The sequence below is a fragment of the Peribacillus sp. QJM3NY_7 genome (assembly GCF_056173225.1).
In genome coordinates, this window is sequence record NZ_CM149663.1 from 4,590,875 (window position 1) to 4,606,370 (window position 15,496).

General features: G+C 37.1%; 16 protein-coding genes. 6 read left to right on the plus strand and 10 right to left on the minus strand.

Going from position 1 to position 15,496, the window contains the following annotated elements:
- Positions 1-93 precede the first annotated feature (93 nt).
- Positions 94-1,050 carry a patatin-like phospholipase family protein gene (locus AC0VX1_RS22085; protein WP_475469017.1) on the plus strand — a complete coding sequence of 319 codons (957 nt, stop codon included), beginning with the start codon at positions 94-96 and terminating at the stop codon, positions 1,048-1,050.
- Between the two features lie 300 nt (positions 1,051-1,350).
- Complete coding sequence (locus AC0VX1_RS22090) at positions 1,351-2,172, plus strand: STAS domain-containing protein (RefSeq protein ID WP_034304417.1); 822 nt, start codon at positions 1,351-1,353, stop codon at positions 2,170-2,172.
- 663 nt (positions 2,173-2,835) lie between these two features.
- Here AC0VX1_RS22090 and AC0VX1_RS22095 read toward each other — a convergent pair.
- From AC0VX1_RS22095 to AC0VX1_RS22115, 5 genes are all read right to left on the minus strand, one after another.
- Positions 2,836-3,528 carry an aspartate/glutamate racemase family protein gene (locus tag AC0VX1_RS22095; protein ID WP_475469019.1) on the minus strand — a complete coding sequence of 231 codons (693 nt, stop codon included), beginning with the start codon at positions 3,526-3,528 and terminating at the stop codon, positions 2,836-2,838.
- Positions 3,529-3,564: 36 nt separating this feature from the next.
- Complete coding sequence (fosM, locus tag AC0VX1_RS22100; RefSeq protein ID WP_475469021.1) at positions 3,565-3,987, minus strand: FosM family fosfomycin resistance protein; 423 nt, start codon at positions 3,985-3,987, stop codon at positions 3,565-3,567.
- Positions 3,988-4,001: 14 nt separating this feature from the next.
- The gene (locus AC0VX1_RS22105; RefSeq protein ID WP_161784819.1) at positions 4,002-4,532 is read right to left on the minus strand and encodes a PepSY-associated TM helix domain-containing protein; all 531 of its coding nucleotides are present in this window, start codon (positions 4,530-4,532) and stop codon (positions 4,002-4,004) included.
- A gap of 18 nt (positions 4,533-4,550) precedes the next feature.
- Positions 4,551-5,000, minus strand: a complete 450-nt coding sequence (locus AC0VX1_RS22110) for a GNAT family N-acetyltransferase (RefSeq protein WP_475469023.1) — start codon at positions 4,998-5,000, stop codon at positions 4,551-4,553.
- A gap of 306 nt (positions 5,001-5,306) precedes the next feature.
- Positions 5,307-5,786, minus strand: a complete 480-nt coding sequence (locus AC0VX1_RS22115; protein WP_034304445.1) for a GNAT family N-acetyltransferase — start codon at positions 5,784-5,786, stop codon at positions 5,307-5,309.
- Positions 5,787-6,134: 348 nt separating this feature from the next.
- Between AC0VX1_RS22115 and AC0VX1_RS22120 the strand changes: the two genes are divergently transcribed.
- The 3 genes from AC0VX1_RS22120 (at position 6,135) to AC0VX1_RS22130 (ending at position 8,504) form a co-directional block, all read left to right on the plus strand.
- Positions 6,135-7,130, plus strand: coding sequence for a zinc-dependent alcohol dehydrogenase family protein (locus tag AC0VX1_RS22120; protein ID WP_475469026.1), 996 nt, complete (start codon positions 6,135-6,137; stop codon positions 7,128-7,130).
- A gap of 241 nt (positions 7,131-7,371) precedes the next feature.
- Complete coding sequence (locus AC0VX1_RS22125) at positions 7,372-8,079, plus strand: DUF421 domain-containing protein (protein ID WP_475469028.1); 708 nt, start codon at positions 7,372-7,374, stop codon at positions 8,077-8,079.
- A 290-nt stretch (positions 8,080-8,369) separates the two neighbouring features.
- Positions 8,370-8,504, plus strand: coding sequence for a hypothetical protein (locus AC0VX1_RS22130; RefSeq protein ID WP_475469030.1), 135 nt, complete (start codon positions 8,370-8,372; stop codon positions 8,502-8,504).
- Between the two features lie 337 nt (positions 8,505-8,841).
- Here AC0VX1_RS22130 and AC0VX1_RS22135 read toward each other — a convergent pair whose 3' ends face one another.
- From AC0VX1_RS22135 to AC0VX1_RS22150, 4 genes are all read right to left on the minus strand, one after another.
- On the minus strand, positions 8,842-9,639 hold the full coding sequence (locus tag AC0VX1_RS22135; RefSeq protein ID WP_034304454.1) for a fumarylacetoacetate hydrolase family protein: 798 nt from the start codon (positions 9,637-9,639) through the stop codon (positions 8,842-8,844).
- A 468-nt stretch (positions 9,640-10,107) separates the two neighbouring features.
- Positions 10,108-10,317, minus strand: coding sequence for a hypothetical protein (locus AC0VX1_RS22140; protein ID WP_034304456.1), 210 nt, complete (start codon positions 10,315-10,317; stop codon positions 10,108-10,110).
- Positions 10,318-10,500: 183 nt separating this feature from the next.
- Complete coding sequence (locus tag AC0VX1_RS22145; RefSeq protein ID WP_475469032.1) at positions 10,501-11,010, minus strand: hypothetical protein; 510 nt, start codon at positions 11,008-11,010, stop codon at positions 10,501-10,503.
- Positions 11,011-11,580: 570 nt separating this feature from the next.
- On the minus strand, positions 11,581-12,435 hold the full coding sequence (locus AC0VX1_RS22150; protein ID WP_475469034.1) for a LysR family transcriptional regulator: 855 nt from the start codon (positions 12,433-12,435) through the stop codon (positions 11,581-11,583).
- A gap of 194 nt (positions 12,436-12,629) precedes the next feature.
- On the opposite strand from AC0VX1_RS22150, the gene AC0VX1_RS22155 reads away from it, so the two are divergent.
- Positions 12,630-13,880: an MFS transporter gene (locus AC0VX1_RS22155; protein ID WP_475469036.1), complete on the plus strand. Its 1,251-nt coding sequence runs from the start codon at positions 12,630-12,632 to the stop codon at positions 13,878-13,880.
- A gap of 226 nt (positions 13,881-14,106) precedes the next feature.
- Here the strand turns inward: AC0VX1_RS22155 and AC0VX1_RS22160 are convergent, their stop codons facing one another.
- A complete protein-coding gene (locus AC0VX1_RS22160; RefSeq protein ID WP_475469038.1) occupies positions 14,107-15,309 on the minus strand; it encodes an IS110 family RNA-guided transposase in 1,203 nt (400 codons plus the stop codon).
- Positions 15,310-15,496: the final 187 nt, after the last annotated feature.

Here is a 15,496-nt window from a genome sequence, read left to right on the forward strand (position 1 = left end):
CTTTCCTTGGATGTTTAGCTACATAATCCGGCTCCCGAAAAATAAACATATACTGAGTGATATTTGTGACCAGATTGGAAAGGAGAAATAGCTTTGACAAAATATCGGATCATGTCCTTTGATGGAGGCGGCACTTTAGGTGCTTTAAGTTTACAACTTTTGAACAGACTGGCTCGGCAAAACCCAAAATTAATTAGTCGAACCAATGTTTTTTCGGGAAATTCAATCGGTTCATTCACTGCCCTTGCTTTAGCAAGTGGAAGATCGCCGAAGGAGACACTCCAGTTTTTTAAGGATAAAATCCTGCCGGCTTTCAGCGTTTCCCGACCAGGTGGACCTGTTTTCAACCAACAATTGCCATATTCTGGTTTCATTAAAGCGGTACAAACATTTTTCCCATCAGATCTTCTCCTCAAAGACTTAAAAAGACGAATTGTTGTACCTGCATTTCATTTATTCTCACCGGAGCTGAATCGTTGGACTCCTGTGTTATTCCACAACTTTCCTGGCTCTCCCTATTTAAATGAGAAAGCGAGTGATGTAATACTACGGAGCAGTGGTGCTCCCGCGACGCAACGAGCCTATCAAAACTACGTGGATGGGTATACAGTAACAACCAACCCCAGTACAGCCAGTATCGCATTTGCGGTGGGGAAGGCCAAACAGCCGTTGGATCAAATTGCGGTATTATCCATTGGAACAGGTGAGGAGCCGACTCGATTAAGAAGAGATACGAAGGGATGGGGGATGGTAAGTGCAGATAACATACGTCCCGAAAATATGAAGAACCTTCCCCCAAATTGGGGAGTTCTTTTGGACCGATCTCCCAATGAACCCTTACTGCCATTTCTTCAGATTGTCGCTAGTGGCTCCGGTTACTATGAATCCATGGTCAGTTCTCAGCTTCTAGGAAATCGTTTTTTTCGGTTAAATCCACGGATCCCTAATTTCTCCAAAACGGACCCTTCTGTGGTTCCAGCTCTCATTTCAATTGCTAACAAAACAAATTTAAATCCTGCAGTTCAATTTATAGAGAAAAACTGGAATTAATAAAGTTATCCCATAAATCTGATTGAATTTTGGTTTTTATTTCAAGCATTCGGATTTTTTACAATAAAAACAGCCAGAACTGGCTGTTTTTATTTATTCAGTTCTTCTTCAACTAAACTCTCTACTAATGTAAGGAAAATATGCCAATGTACATTTCGTTAAGTAGAAATCTCACAATTTTAATTTACATAAATATCATCCATTTTCCTTAAAATTAGAAGTTTTTTGTGTAGATGGGTTTAGTAATTATAATAATAGGGTATTTATGATTTGGCATATTTAAAAAAAGGAGATTAAATTATGGATTTGTCACTTGATATATATAAATTAATGAAATTCATCGAAGAAAATAACGAGGATTTTGAAGATTCATTATTAAACGAAGCATCTAATGTGAAAGACAAAATTGAAGAAATATTAATGGTCGGTAATATTGACCTGATAAATAATGCCCGTAAGCTGGTTCGATACATTATTGAGGGTGAAGAACAAGAGCTTCAATCATTTGCTAAACAAGAAGGAATAGCTTGGGCGACACACGAAATACCATTAACTTTCAAATTAGAGTGGGTGCAAGCCATTCGAAGAACTTTGTGGAAGTTCCTACAAGGATATAACGAGGTAACGAATCACGTTATAAATGAAGATTTTTTTTCGGTAGAAAAACAAATAAATAATCAAGTAGACAGGTTTTTAAATGTTTTTTTTATCACATATTCTCAATACAAAGATTCATTGATAATGGCTCAAAGAGAATTGGTCGAAAATCTTTCTGTGCCAATAATCCCAATAACGCCCACTATATGTATTTTGCCTTTAATTGGTGCGGTTGATCTTTACCGAACGAATATTCTAGAGGAAAAAGTTTTAATAGAGATTGGAAAATTACGTATTCAAACATTGATTATGGACTTATCTGGAATTATGGAAATGGAGACTGAGGTAATTGATCATTTAATGAGGATTATTGACGGCACTTCATTAATGGGATGTACCACTGTGATTACCGGGTTAAGAGCTGAAGTGGCTAGCAATATGATACGCTTAGGAATGAGATTAAATGAAAAAGCACAAACATTAGGAACTTTACAACAAGCGTTGAATAAATACTTAATATGTTAAATACGGAAAATATTGGAGGAGGGTCGCTTTGCCGACTCTTTTTCCTTATTCAATATATTCTGACCAACTGTCTAAATATTTTTCCTGCCTAGCAGTTATATCTTTGTATAAAAAATATAGTTAGGCATTTAATTCAACACCCTGTATCAATCTTAAGCAAATCCCATCGTCTCCTTTACTGAAATATAAATTCAAAAGTGTTTTACTGTATCAAATGACCTGAAAGTAATGTAACCAAGCAAAGGTAAATGGAATGGAGAGATAATAAATATTCATTAAGCACCCTAAAATCATTACGTACTTTATGACTCTCTTCTTAATAAGAATTGATAAAAATAGTACAATAACCGGTAATAGAATAACCGCTGTCTCTATCGTTATATTAACAAAATTGTGCATCCCCCAAGGACTAACATTCAACATCCCCTTACTATGGATGAACAAAAAAGTTCCTGATAAGATCCAAATTAAACTAGTAATAAATATATATGTTACATTTCGCATCTTTATCTCCCTTTAAATTCGAGTCCCATATCTTCTAGTAAATTTTTAACACATAATTCCATTTATTTGGCTCTTTATTACCTGAATTAACCTACGCTCAGCTCCACAAAAAAAAGGCCGCCGCAGCAACCTTCCTTTTTAAAGCACAATGTGATCACTTCATTTTTCCAATGCCATATTAACGGATTCGATGGCATGTATGACAGCTGTATCGAATAATGGCACTTCGGAATCCTCGGGTTTTACTAGTAATCCAATTTCTGTGCAGCCTAGTATTATTCCTTCCGCTCCATCATCAACTAACCCCTTGATAACCTTTTTGTAATAATCCCTTGATGATTGTTGAATTTCCCCTAAACATAATTCTTCATAAATCACTTTATTGATGACTTTTCTATCCTCTTCATTTGGTATCAGGACCTTGATACCATTAGTCTCAATTCGTGATTTATAAAAGTCTTGCTCCATCGTATATTTAGTGCCAAGTAAACCAACCGTACTGATTTTGGACTTTTGAATTTGTTTTGCCGTTGAATCAGCAATGTGCAAAATCGGTAAACTGACTTTTCCTTCAATATATCCAATCACTTTATGCATCGTATTTGTACAAATTAGAATCATTTCGGCACCTGCCTTTTCCAAAGACAGAGCTGCATCGCCTAATAATTTGCCGGAGCTTTCCCAATCCCCTTCAGCTTGGCAGCGTTCGATTTCCTCAAAGTCCACGCTATATAAAATGCACTTGGCTGAATGCAATCCTCCTAATTTGGCTTTTACCTCTTCATTGATGATTCGATAATATTCCAACGATGACTCCCAGCTCATGCCGCCAATAAGGCCAATAGTTTTCATGAACATTCCCCTTTTCATTTGAAGATGGCTTACTTATCAGTCGAAAAACTCCATATGGGCTTTTTCTTGTTTGTAGTAATCTATTCTATTTTGTAAAGTCCCTATATGAAACTCAAACTTATGACCATCTGGATCTGTGAAATAAATGGACTTCTTATCTTTTTCATCTCTTGGACGTCCTGACAGGATGTTTACATTCAATCCGATCATTTTCTCGTACATGTTCATGAAGTCGGCTTCTTCTATGGAAAAGGCGATATGTGTGTATGACTCGCTTATTTCATTACGGGGAATATCTTTTTCTTCATTCAGGGCAATCCACATTCCATTCAAATCAAAATAGGCTGTGGTTCGGCCCTTAACTAATAATTTCGCATCAAAAACCTTTTGATAAAATTCTATGGAACTGTCTAAATCAGAAACTGAAAATAAAAAGTGATTCAAACCTTTTATAGACACATTACCACCTCATATTAAGATTTCCTCTTATTCGCCATTAGACGCTTATAGAGAGGATACCCGAACATGTAATACCCGGAAAATGACAGCAGGATTAAGGATAAACCCGTCATTGTGAGGATACTGTATCTATACCAATCACCAAAGAAGGTTCCATCATGCAAAGTAATCAGGAACGTCGAGTAATCCGGATTTGTGGATAACACTTTTCCCGTACTCACATCCATTTGAACACCTTGACCGTTATTAAAGCGAACCTGGTACACATTTGCACTTGGCCTATATTCGATTCTAAAAATATCTTCAACCGAATCCGCACCTGGTAGATCCTGAGACACAGCAATGGACACGACCTTCTCCATAGGTATCGCTTGATCTGGACTTGCCTCTTTCCCCGTCCTTAACTCATCAGCCACTCCGAGTGGAATCATATAAACAAGCACGAGGCCCGTGACTGCAATGAACATGAAAAAAATGGATAAAACCAATCCAGTCCATTTATGTACTTTTCGGCTTAATTGATACAACTTTACAGATTTCGACAATTCCATCACGTCCCTTGACTATTTTTCAAAAAAATTTTTCTTCATAACCACCCTATCTTCGTTTACAACATAATCATTTTTCAGATAAAATGCTTCTGCAAGCCCGTCATTGGCCGTTAATAGATATAGACTTTTAATCTTTCTCTTCTGCAGTTCAGCTTCTAAAGCTCGAAGCATTTTTGAGCCATTCCCTTTGCCTTGCATTTGATTATTCACACAAAGTTCTGCCAAATAATACGTTAAACCTTGATCAGACACTTTACTATTTCCAGCAATGAAACCAACTGGTTTATGATCAATATGAAATAAAAACCCAAGAAATTTAGGTGTATGCAATAAGTCGGAAAGTCTCTCTTTAGCCATTCCATAGGTCCAACTTTCATTCCATGGTTCACGATTAAAAACGTTCATGTAGAGTTCGATGCATAGCTCCAAATTCTCCGATGTCAGTGGTATCATTTCTGTCATATTCATGCTTCCTTTCTATTTTCATTAAAATTTAGTATATTAATCCAAATTATATCTTATCCTTGTTGAACTATCCTGTCCCTATAGGACCATAAAAGAAGAGCTGTCTAAGAAGAAGAAAATCACAAAAACCAGTCAATCATGAAGGGCATACAATGAGCAGATTAGATAATTATGAGGTTCTAAAGAGAAATATGCTATTCCAGGCAGCATTAGCAATGAATAAAACCCGCTTTAGCTGACAGTCCAGTCCTGCCTTAGTGGATTCTATAAGAAAAAGGTCGACCGGATTTTTACTGGTCGACCTTAGTTCATTGATAACTGTTTCACGAATAAAACTCTATCTTGATTATGTCCGTCATAGTCAGAGTGGACTGAAACACCATCAATGAATGTATCTCCCTCTTCCATTTCAAATCCCATCTTGGTATGATAGGCGATTGAAGATTTGTTGACCGGAGATGTTACACAACGGACAACATTGCGGCCATTTTGATAAACGACATGGAAAAATTGATTATATAACTGTCTTCCGATATCATTTTTTCTGTATTCAGGATGCACTCCGACAAAGTGAATATATGCCTCATCAGGCTGAGATTGAGATAGAATCCCTATTAGGAAACCGACTATGTTCCCTTCCTTTTCGGCTATGAAACTTGTATTTGTAAAATGATCAAAGAATAATTTCGGTAGCATATCAGACATTTGCCTTCCTCCCCACCATTCATTGATTAGCGGCGATATGGCATAGTAATCTGACCCTTTCACAGAACGAATTTCCATCCTTCTCCCCCTTTAATCATTAAGGCCTTTTTCACGAATTCATTCAATAATTAACATACCCCGTTAGTTCATTAACTTTTCATACGATAAAATTACAATTCCACATATTACTGAAACTTCGCCAAATACCCTGATAGCCCCTAATCATATTAATATTTTAATGATTTAAGAGACTTCTCTTAAATTCCCTTTTAAAAATGTGCGTAACTTTTAATTTTATAGTAGATAAAGTATCATTGATTTTACAAGTAAAGACTAAATATTCTTACATTTTACCCTATTCCCTGAGATCCTTAATAGGCATAGGCAATGAGAAATTCACCATAAAAATAAATAGGAGTGACTAAAGTGAAAGCACAAATCATTCAATCTTTTGGCGATCCATCCGTATTTCAGCTTGAAGAGGTTTCAAAACCCGAATTAAAACCTGGACATGTACTTATTCAAGTCAAGGCTTCAAGTGTAAATCCTATTGATACGAAAGTCCGTGCTGGTGCAGTTCCAGCCGTTTCCCCCGAGTTTCCAGCCGTTTTACATGGTGATGTCGCAGGTTTGGTATCTGCAGTGGGAGAAGGAGTGACTGAGTTTAAAGTTGGCGATGAAGTGTTTGGATGCGCAGGTGGTTTTAAAGGGACTGGCGGTGCACTTGCAGAGTTCATGCTTGCAGATGCTGATTTACTTGCTCACAAGCCGAAGAATTTGACGATGGAAGAAGCCGCTGCTTTACCACTGGTTGCCATTACCGCTTGGGAAGCATTATTCAATCGGGCACATCTAGTCCCTGGTCAAGATATACTGATCCATGCAGCAACCGGCGGTGTAGGCCACATTGCCATTCAGCTGGCCAAATGGCAAGGCGCGACAGTCTATACAACTGCCTCTTCGCAAGAGAAGCTGGAGATTGGCACGCTCCTTGGGGCAGATGTAACGATCAATTATCGAGAAGAAAGCGTTCACGACTATGTACAAAAGTATACAGACGGAAAAGGATTTGACGTTGTGTTTGACACGGTAGGGGGAGAAAACCTTGATCGCTCTTTTGAGGCGGCTGCGGTACATGGAACGGTGGCAGCCATTGCTGCCCGTTCGACTCATGACCTCTCCCCAGTGCATTCGAAGGGACTTTCCCTCCATGTTACCTTTATGTTGTTGAAGATATTAAATAAGGACATGCATAAGCAATATGGAGAGATTTTGAAGAAGGTTGCCAAGGTGGTTGAGGAAGGTAAGCTGCGCCCGCTCGTTGATCCAAACATGTTTACGTTTGATGAAGTCTCAAAAGCTCATGAGTACTTGGAGTCAGGCAAGGCGATAGGAAAAATTGTTTTGAAAAATGATTGGTAATGAATAGGCACTTTAACAACTTTATGTTCATTTAAAAATAGGCGGTACGGTGAAAATCTCTATAGATTCTCGCTGTACCGTCTTCTTTTATTTAATTGGACAATACCGCCTCTGATGTTGGGTATTCTTATTTAATAGAATTGCAGAAAACGGTACTCTGCCGTGTGATATAAATACCAGGTGCAATTTGGTTTAAATGATTGTTAAAAAGGAGAAAGGAAAAAAAAGGTGAGGTGATAAAATGATTTATCTGGAAATAGCAACGAAGCTGGTGATTGGGCTGGCTGGACTCCTGGCAGTGGCAAGACTTCTTGGAAAAAAAGAAATGTCTCAAGTGACCCCTTTTGATTTTATTTACGCTTTAGTATTAGGCGGCATTCTGGAAGAAGGCATTTACGATGAAAAAGTGTCGATCTGGCAGATTCTATTTGCCATTTGCCTTTGGGGGATTTCCGTTTATATCATTGAGATTTGCGCTCAAAAAAGTGATCGCATGAAAAAATTGCTCAAAGGACATCCTTCTTTGATTATTCGTAATGGCGAATTGGATATAAAACAAATGAAAAAAAATCACCTGGAAATTGAACAGGTTCGAACCATGCTGCGGAAACAGGGGGTGTTCACTCTCCGGGAAGTGCGAGATTTATATCTTGAGCCTGGCGGGGACATCAGTGTAAAGCTTCATTCTAAGGCGGGAAGCATCACACCAGATATGCTTGACCTCAATCTTAGGGATGAAGCACCTTCTATCTTAGTAATTGAAGAAGGCAAAATAAAAGAGGAAGAACTTCGATCCGTGAAAAAATCAAAAGAATGGCTTCTGGAAGGGCTTCAGAAGAGGAATTATAAAAAAATTGAGGATATCCTATATGGAGAATGGTCAGAAACAGATGGATTCTATATACAGCCGTATCCCAAAGAAAACTCTCATATACACAAAAAAACTTGAAGATTTTTATTTTTCACACCGCTTAATTAAAGACGGTACAGTGAAAACCTCTAAGATTCCCGCTGTACCGTCTGCTTTTATTTTTAATTGCCGTAAAGCACAAATAGGACATAGTAATAGGAATAGACAGATTGCCATAGTAGACTTCTACAGGATAAAAAGGGCTTTCTGTCAAAATTGCTATATGGATGTTTTCAAATCAAAACGAATCCCTTCACTCGTTTGGTGAATAAGTCGCCATCTAATAGTCCATCTTAACAAATGAAGCTACATGGAGGGAGGTTCTAGGCATGAGCCAAAAGCGTGATAAAGGCAAAAGTCAGAAGGGAAAGGCTAAAAGCAATACAGTAGACCCAGTGATTGCAGCAGAAGACTTGGAAAAAGCAATTTATCCAACTAATAAGCCCCCGCGTAATGCTAAATAAGTACAATCTCGTGACTTCTTTGCTTTTCCAAAAAGAGCTTGCAGGTAAACGAAACTGAAGGGTCAAGCATTCCGCTAACATGAAGATTACTTGGCTCTTCATCGAAATAATAGACTTTTCGAATTTCCAAAATACCAGTTGTCATTATCTGGTGTATCTTCCCATCCAACATATATATTTCTAATAGCCTGTTATTCGTTTCAATCACACCCCAAATGTTTATCTACATACATACTTTATCCATTCTTTATTAAACTAACCTGCCCCGATGCATAAGAAAAAGCTGCCTTAAAGGCAGCTCTGATCTTTTTTAACGTATTAAGAATTCCAGCAAATCCTACTGGACACCATTACATAACCGACCGATATTCTCGACTTCAACAACGACTTCATCACCCGACTTGATCATGCAGCTGCCAGATGGTGAACCCGTGGCCAAAATATCACCGGGCTCAAGTGTCATTACCTGTGAAAGCCAGCTGATTAAAAATGGAATGCTTAGAGACATTTCATTGGTATTTCCGTCTTGGACGACGCGGCCGTTTAAAGTGGTCACAATCCTTAAGTTTGTAGGATCTACCCCGGTAACGATGCATGGTCCCAAAGGTCCGAATGTATCAAATCCTTTGCCCCGCGTAAACTGTGGATCTTTTTTTGTAAGATCTCTTGCTGTCACGTCATTAAATATCGTGCAGCCGAATACATAATCAAGCGCATCTTCTTCTTTAATGTTTTTTCCGCGCTTTCCAATGACAAGGGCCACTTCCCCTTCAAGTTCCACTTGATTGGATAGCTCGTTTGGAGGAAGGATAATATTCTCCTTGTCTGCAATAAGCGAAGACAATGGCTTTAAAAATAGGAATGGTTCAACAAGGTTTGCCTCTCCACCCGTTTCCTTCGCATGACCTGCATATGTCCAGCCGAAATTAACCACTTTCGAAGGTTTTACAGGTTCCAAGATTTTCACGTCACTATATTTCAGCTCAACCCCGTCATACTTTATTTCCTTGTTGACAAGTTCAGCAAAACTGCTAGACAGTTGTAATATCATGTCATCCTCAACAATACCGTAATGTATATTGCCCTGTTGATTCTGATAGCGAACTATTTTTTGTGTTTTTTGTAGCACATGCATTATGAATAAACTCCTTTGATGATTAAGATTACCACAGATATTATAAAATCCGGTTCTACTATACTATAACATGCCTGTTCTTTTACGGGAAAAAAGAGCTCTCGCCGCGACTCCATCTTCTACTAAACCGACCTTTAGTTCAATAAGAAATTATTTAACTATGTATACTATGGAACCTATCATTTTTTATAATTTTATCTGTGCATTGCCTTATATAGGCTGCAATACATATTCCGATTGGCAGCCCCAATAGTACATTCCCCATGAAATGTTTACACCCAAACTTGTATAATATTTTCTAAACAAATCCAGTCTATTAAAGACTTATTGCTTATTGATTATCTCAAAATATCAAAACTTTTGTACTGGTAATTCGTCCCTTTTCAGCCAACCTGCCTTGTTCGTGCCATAAGAAAAAGTGCCAACTTCTCTTTAATAGAAATTCAGCACTTCGTTTCTTTGTATACGTTAACGAGTCGCTTTAGGCGGTTGACACACATCACATTTACGTTGGTTATTATTTTTAAATTTCTTAAATGTCTTTTCAAAGTTGCTTCCACATGTACATTTAAATAGTAACTTTTGAGAAAAACCATGATATTCCGTCGTCAGCAACTTACTTTCCGAATTCTTCTCAACAAATTCTTTAATTTGACCAATCGTCCATTGTTTATTCATTCTCTTACACCTCCATATTTTATCGCTATGCGGAGGCTTTTCTAGGCATCCGTTCAAAAATAGTAATTTTCGTAAGTTATTCATTATAACATGAGCCGGCACTCAATCAAACAACTCGTTTGTTGCATAACCAAAAGGAGCTGCTGAACAGCTCCTGGAAATGCACCCGTTAGTTCAACAAAATCACTTAGCCTTATTATGCAATTGAAATGACTCTTCAGAACCATCCCATTTTACATTTACTTTTATAACTTCGCCTTCACCTATTATTGCTCCATTTTCTGATCCACCTCTAATTGTAAATACTTTTTCACTAGGTGGCTCTTTGTATGCCTCAGTTTTAGTTCCGCTTGAAGTGGTTGTTTCATAAGTATATTCCAGGTTTTTCATGGAAGATAACTCTTTCAAAGCCCCCTTATATTTTAATACAAGTTCATAGCTATCTTTGCTAGAATGAGTGGTTTGTTCGTTTTTCTCTCCCCATAATTCAGTTCCTTCATAAAAATATACAGCTTCCCAATGTTCGCTTTCTCCTGTAAATTGATAATTATGCTCAGTCATTTCCACAGAATTAGTATCTTTTTTAGTGGTTTCCAAATTAGTAGTATCCGAATTAAAATCCTTGTTAATGCTGTTAGAACCACAAGCTGTTAAAACCATCATTAAAAATAATACAGTAAAAATTTTCTTCAAATTAAATCCTCCTTAACGATAAAAATGAATTTATTTCCAATTTTACCATTAAAAAGTTCTTTCTTTGGTTTCGTTTGAAAATTTTTTATTCCACTAACCTGCCCCTTTAGTTAGTGAAAGAGCTGCCTTAAAGACAACTCTGATCTTCAGCTAACGTCCGTTAGTTCATTAAGAATTACTTCCGACACAATTAGTTAAAATAAACTTTTTACTAAACGAACTATCATTCTTGGAATAAGAGTTAAGAGGTTAAAAACGAATTCATATAAGATTGAATCACGAATTTCAATCATTATCCCTTTGAAAAACCTTCTTTTTTGCCTTTCCTTTTTCATCTTTTTCATCCTCTTTATCTTTTATACATATGGTTACTTCTATCTTGAAGAAATCCCATAGTTGCAACCAAAATCACTAGAAAGATACCTATACACGCAGTAACTATACCTTCTGTTTTGTCTTTTGCATAAAAACAAATATATGTATTAAAAGAGACAAAAATAAAAAAAATTAATAGCTTTGTAAAAAGAGCTGCCAAAAAGCAACTCTAAAGATAAAACCTCTTTTTTGTAATTAACCAATCGTCTTCAGAACATTTTTAAATTGTACGATATTGTTCTGTTCGCCGTCGTTCATCTTATAAACGAAAACGGTATTAATGACATTGTTAAAGCTTAATTTGTAAAAGTGAATGTTTGTATAGTTATATAAATCTATAAGCTTAGTATTCAATACTGCAATGGTATTGCTGATTTGCAAAAAATCTTGGATACTGCTGATTGATTTTATTTCTTTTAATTTATATGGTATTTGATTATTCATAAGCCATTCGGTCACAGCTCTTGTATACATACAACCTATACTCAATACGAGCAATGTAATAGGTGTTTTCCAATCAAAATTGATGATATGGTCCTTACTTGAAATGATCTCGAATGTTTCGGATGCAACGATGTCATAAGTTAAGTCGGGATATTTCTTAATAGGTTCACTAATGAGTGCACAATCTAATTCAGAATTGTGCACTTTTTGGTTTATGGCATTACTGGAATCTACGGCGAAATCCACATCCATTTGAATGTCGTTCTTCATATTCAAAGTATTCGCGATATGGGCGCCATAGATTTTCAAGGTTGTATGTGATGTGCCAAAATCCACTTTAGAGTTAGTTTGAATGGCACCAATGCTTTGTAAAAATTCTTCGTACTCTTGTGAAATAAGTTGAAGATAGTTTTTATACTGTATTCCTACGCTAGTGATTTTCAATCCTTGGGGCGTGCGTTTAAAAACAAGTTTTCCAATTTCCGACTCTATTTTTTTCACTTTAGCCGTAAGGGCGGATTGAGTATAGTTCGTGATTTCTGCAGACTTACTTAAATTTTGACGGTTTAATATTTCAATTTTCAATGCTATTTCTTTGATGTTCATATAGTTGGCACACCCTATAAAAAAAATTTATGAACCCTATCATTTTCCTCCATTTTACGCTTCTGGGCAGTCAGAGTAAACTCTAGTTAGTTAATAAGTAAGGGAGACTAGATAATGCTAGAAGCTAATAATAAGAATTTATCCCACCGAATTATTATTGAACGATACATCAAGCATAGGGGGAGAATTTCTTAATGCATACATATTATAAATGGTTAATCGTATTGGTGGCCACGTTATCTCAAACTGCAGCAACCTTTGTGACATATGGCATGGGACCCATCGCTGCGTTTTATCAAATTGAATGGAATTTAACACCTCTTCAAACAGGCTTCATTGTTTCAGCGGTCAATATTGGTCCGATGTTTTCAATGCTGGCATTCGGTTACTTGATGGATAAAAAAGGGGAAAAACACATTATCGGGTGGGGGACCATTTTATTGGGCCTCTCAGCTTTAACGCTAGTTTTTGTTAATGATTATATTGTATTGCTGCTTTTATTATTGTTGGTCGGTATATGGTACGGAAGTGCTCAAACCGGTGGAAGCACGGCCATCGTAAAATGGTTTCCAAACGAACATAGAGGTCTGGCTCTAGGGATAAGACAGACGGGAATACCGCTTGGAGGATCTCTAGCCTCTGTAGTTTTATCCTATACATATTATCATTTCAATTTGTCATCAGTACATATAGTACAAGGGATCGTAGCAATAATGGGAGGGCTGCTCTTCCTATTATTATATAACGAACCAGAAAGAACGGGTAAAACGGGATCAACCTCGGTCGGGTTCAAGGAGAAAATGAGTGTCATCAAGAATAATAAAGAGTTATATCCGATGTATATAGTGGGTGTTGTGATGATGTCATTACAGATGATTTTCATTGGGCATTTTATGAGTTATTTGCATAACGAAGGGGGCTATGCATTAACAGAGGCAGGAAAATATTTAAGCGTCGTTTTAATAGGTGGTATGGTTGGACGGGTAGTCATCGCATGGGCGAGTGATCAATTCTTTGAAGGTAAAAGGGAAAGATTATTGCTTATTGTTATGGCTGTTACCGTAATTCTTACAGTGATGCTGCCACTCATCCTAACTGTTGAAATGGAAATCTTGATGCTATTATTTTGTTTTCTTTTGGGTTTTGTAGCCATTGGTTGGTATTCCATTTTTATTGCTTGTATCACAGAGCAATCGGATTCACGTTTTATAGGTTTAACGGTGAGTTCAGCATTGACATTAAATCAATTATTCATAGTCATAGCACCCTCTTTATTCGGTTTAGTCGTTAATCTATTGAACAGTTATCAACATGCCCTATATTTGGCCGGAATATCTGTAGCTTTGGGAGCGATTAATTTATACAGAGTAAAAATAAAAAAAAGAACGGATTATGGGATCACCACAAAGTTTGATCAAATTAATACAAACAACCTTGATAAATGAATAAATAGAAAGGGCATGTCTTGAAAAAAGATTAATCAAAACATGCCCTTATACTATTAAAAAGATTGATCATTTTTGTGTTCCTTAATGAACTAACCAGCTAATAGGATGTCAATATCTTTCTCTGAAATTTTCTTTTCCCTTATGATATACTATTTTTGTTCATGACAAATAACCCTCCAAAACCCTTTTGGAAGGATTTTTCTCTGTTTCACAAAACCGTTAATTAGGCTAAATCTAGGAACATTTCTTTTCTCTTTAATAAAGCGTAAATCCAATGAAGCAACTTATTCATACAGGCAACGATTGACACTTTGGCAGGTTTTCCTTCTGATTTTTTCTTATCATAGAATGCTTTAAGCTTTTTGTTCCTTGAACTTCTTATGCCGCATAGTACGGCAAGATACAGAGAATGACGTAGTCTGCTCGAACCTCTTTTTGTAATACGATTAATGGTTGCTGTAAACTTACCCGATGAGTGAACACTTGGATCTACTCCAGCGAAGGCAACCAGTTTTTTCGGATGATTAAACCGATCGATTTCACCAATTTCAGAGATAATCGTGGCTGCGATTTTTTCACCGATACCGGGTATCGATTGGATGATCTTATATTCTTCCAGTTCATTTGCCAGGGCCACTATACGATCTTCCAAATCAGAAAGGTGTCCCTGGTAATGAAAAAGCAACTCAATATACATACGAAGATTGATTACGTGACTTTCATACACGTTTTTTTGAAATGGATTCCGAGATGCGGAGTCCATTATTTTTTTTGCTTTTCCCCATGCCCATTGACCGGATCGGCTAGGACAGAACTCTATAACACTCTCTGCTAGTCTACTTTCTCCGGCTGTTAATACAGCCTCTGAAGTAGGATATTCCTTTAACATCAATAAAGAAACCTTCGAATATAGATCCCCAAAAACCTTCCGGTATTCAGGAAACACTTGATCTAAAATGGTGTGAAACTGAAGTTTAGCTTCCACATACATATTCGTTACGATTTCCTGTTGTCTGGACAAATTCCGAAGGTCTAAAAGCTGAATTCCTCTAATTTTATGAGGTTCAAAATCCTCTTTGTAATACAGCACACACAACTGGTACGCATCGATTGCGTCTGTTTTTACCTTTCGTAAACTGGTCTTCTTTGCCTGATAAGAAATAATCGGATTTAGTAAGATATATAGAATCCCTTGTTCCTCCAAGTATTGAATAACAGGAGTATGGTAATGCCCTGTAGATTCTAAAATGACCATAGGCATCTGCCCTGTCACCACTTCAATCTCTTTTAAAAAGTCTAATAAATGATCTAATTCCTCTTTGATATGCTTCATTGAAAAGCTCTTCCCATACGGTTTAGATTGATCTAAAAATGCCTGAACTTGGCTCTCTCCTTTTGCTACATCCAGACCAACAACTGGATTCATTGCTTTTTCCTCCTCCACTTATTTACCAGTACCCCTAGTCCTCCATGTAGTGTCATAGCTTCGCTTGTTATACGAGATCCACGTCCCAACCAGCCTCAAACATGTTTCTACAAGTAGGGGGCGAACAGTTTAGTTCACGGGATCAAGTCCCACGCACCCGTACGTCCTACCCTGGCTACTGATATAA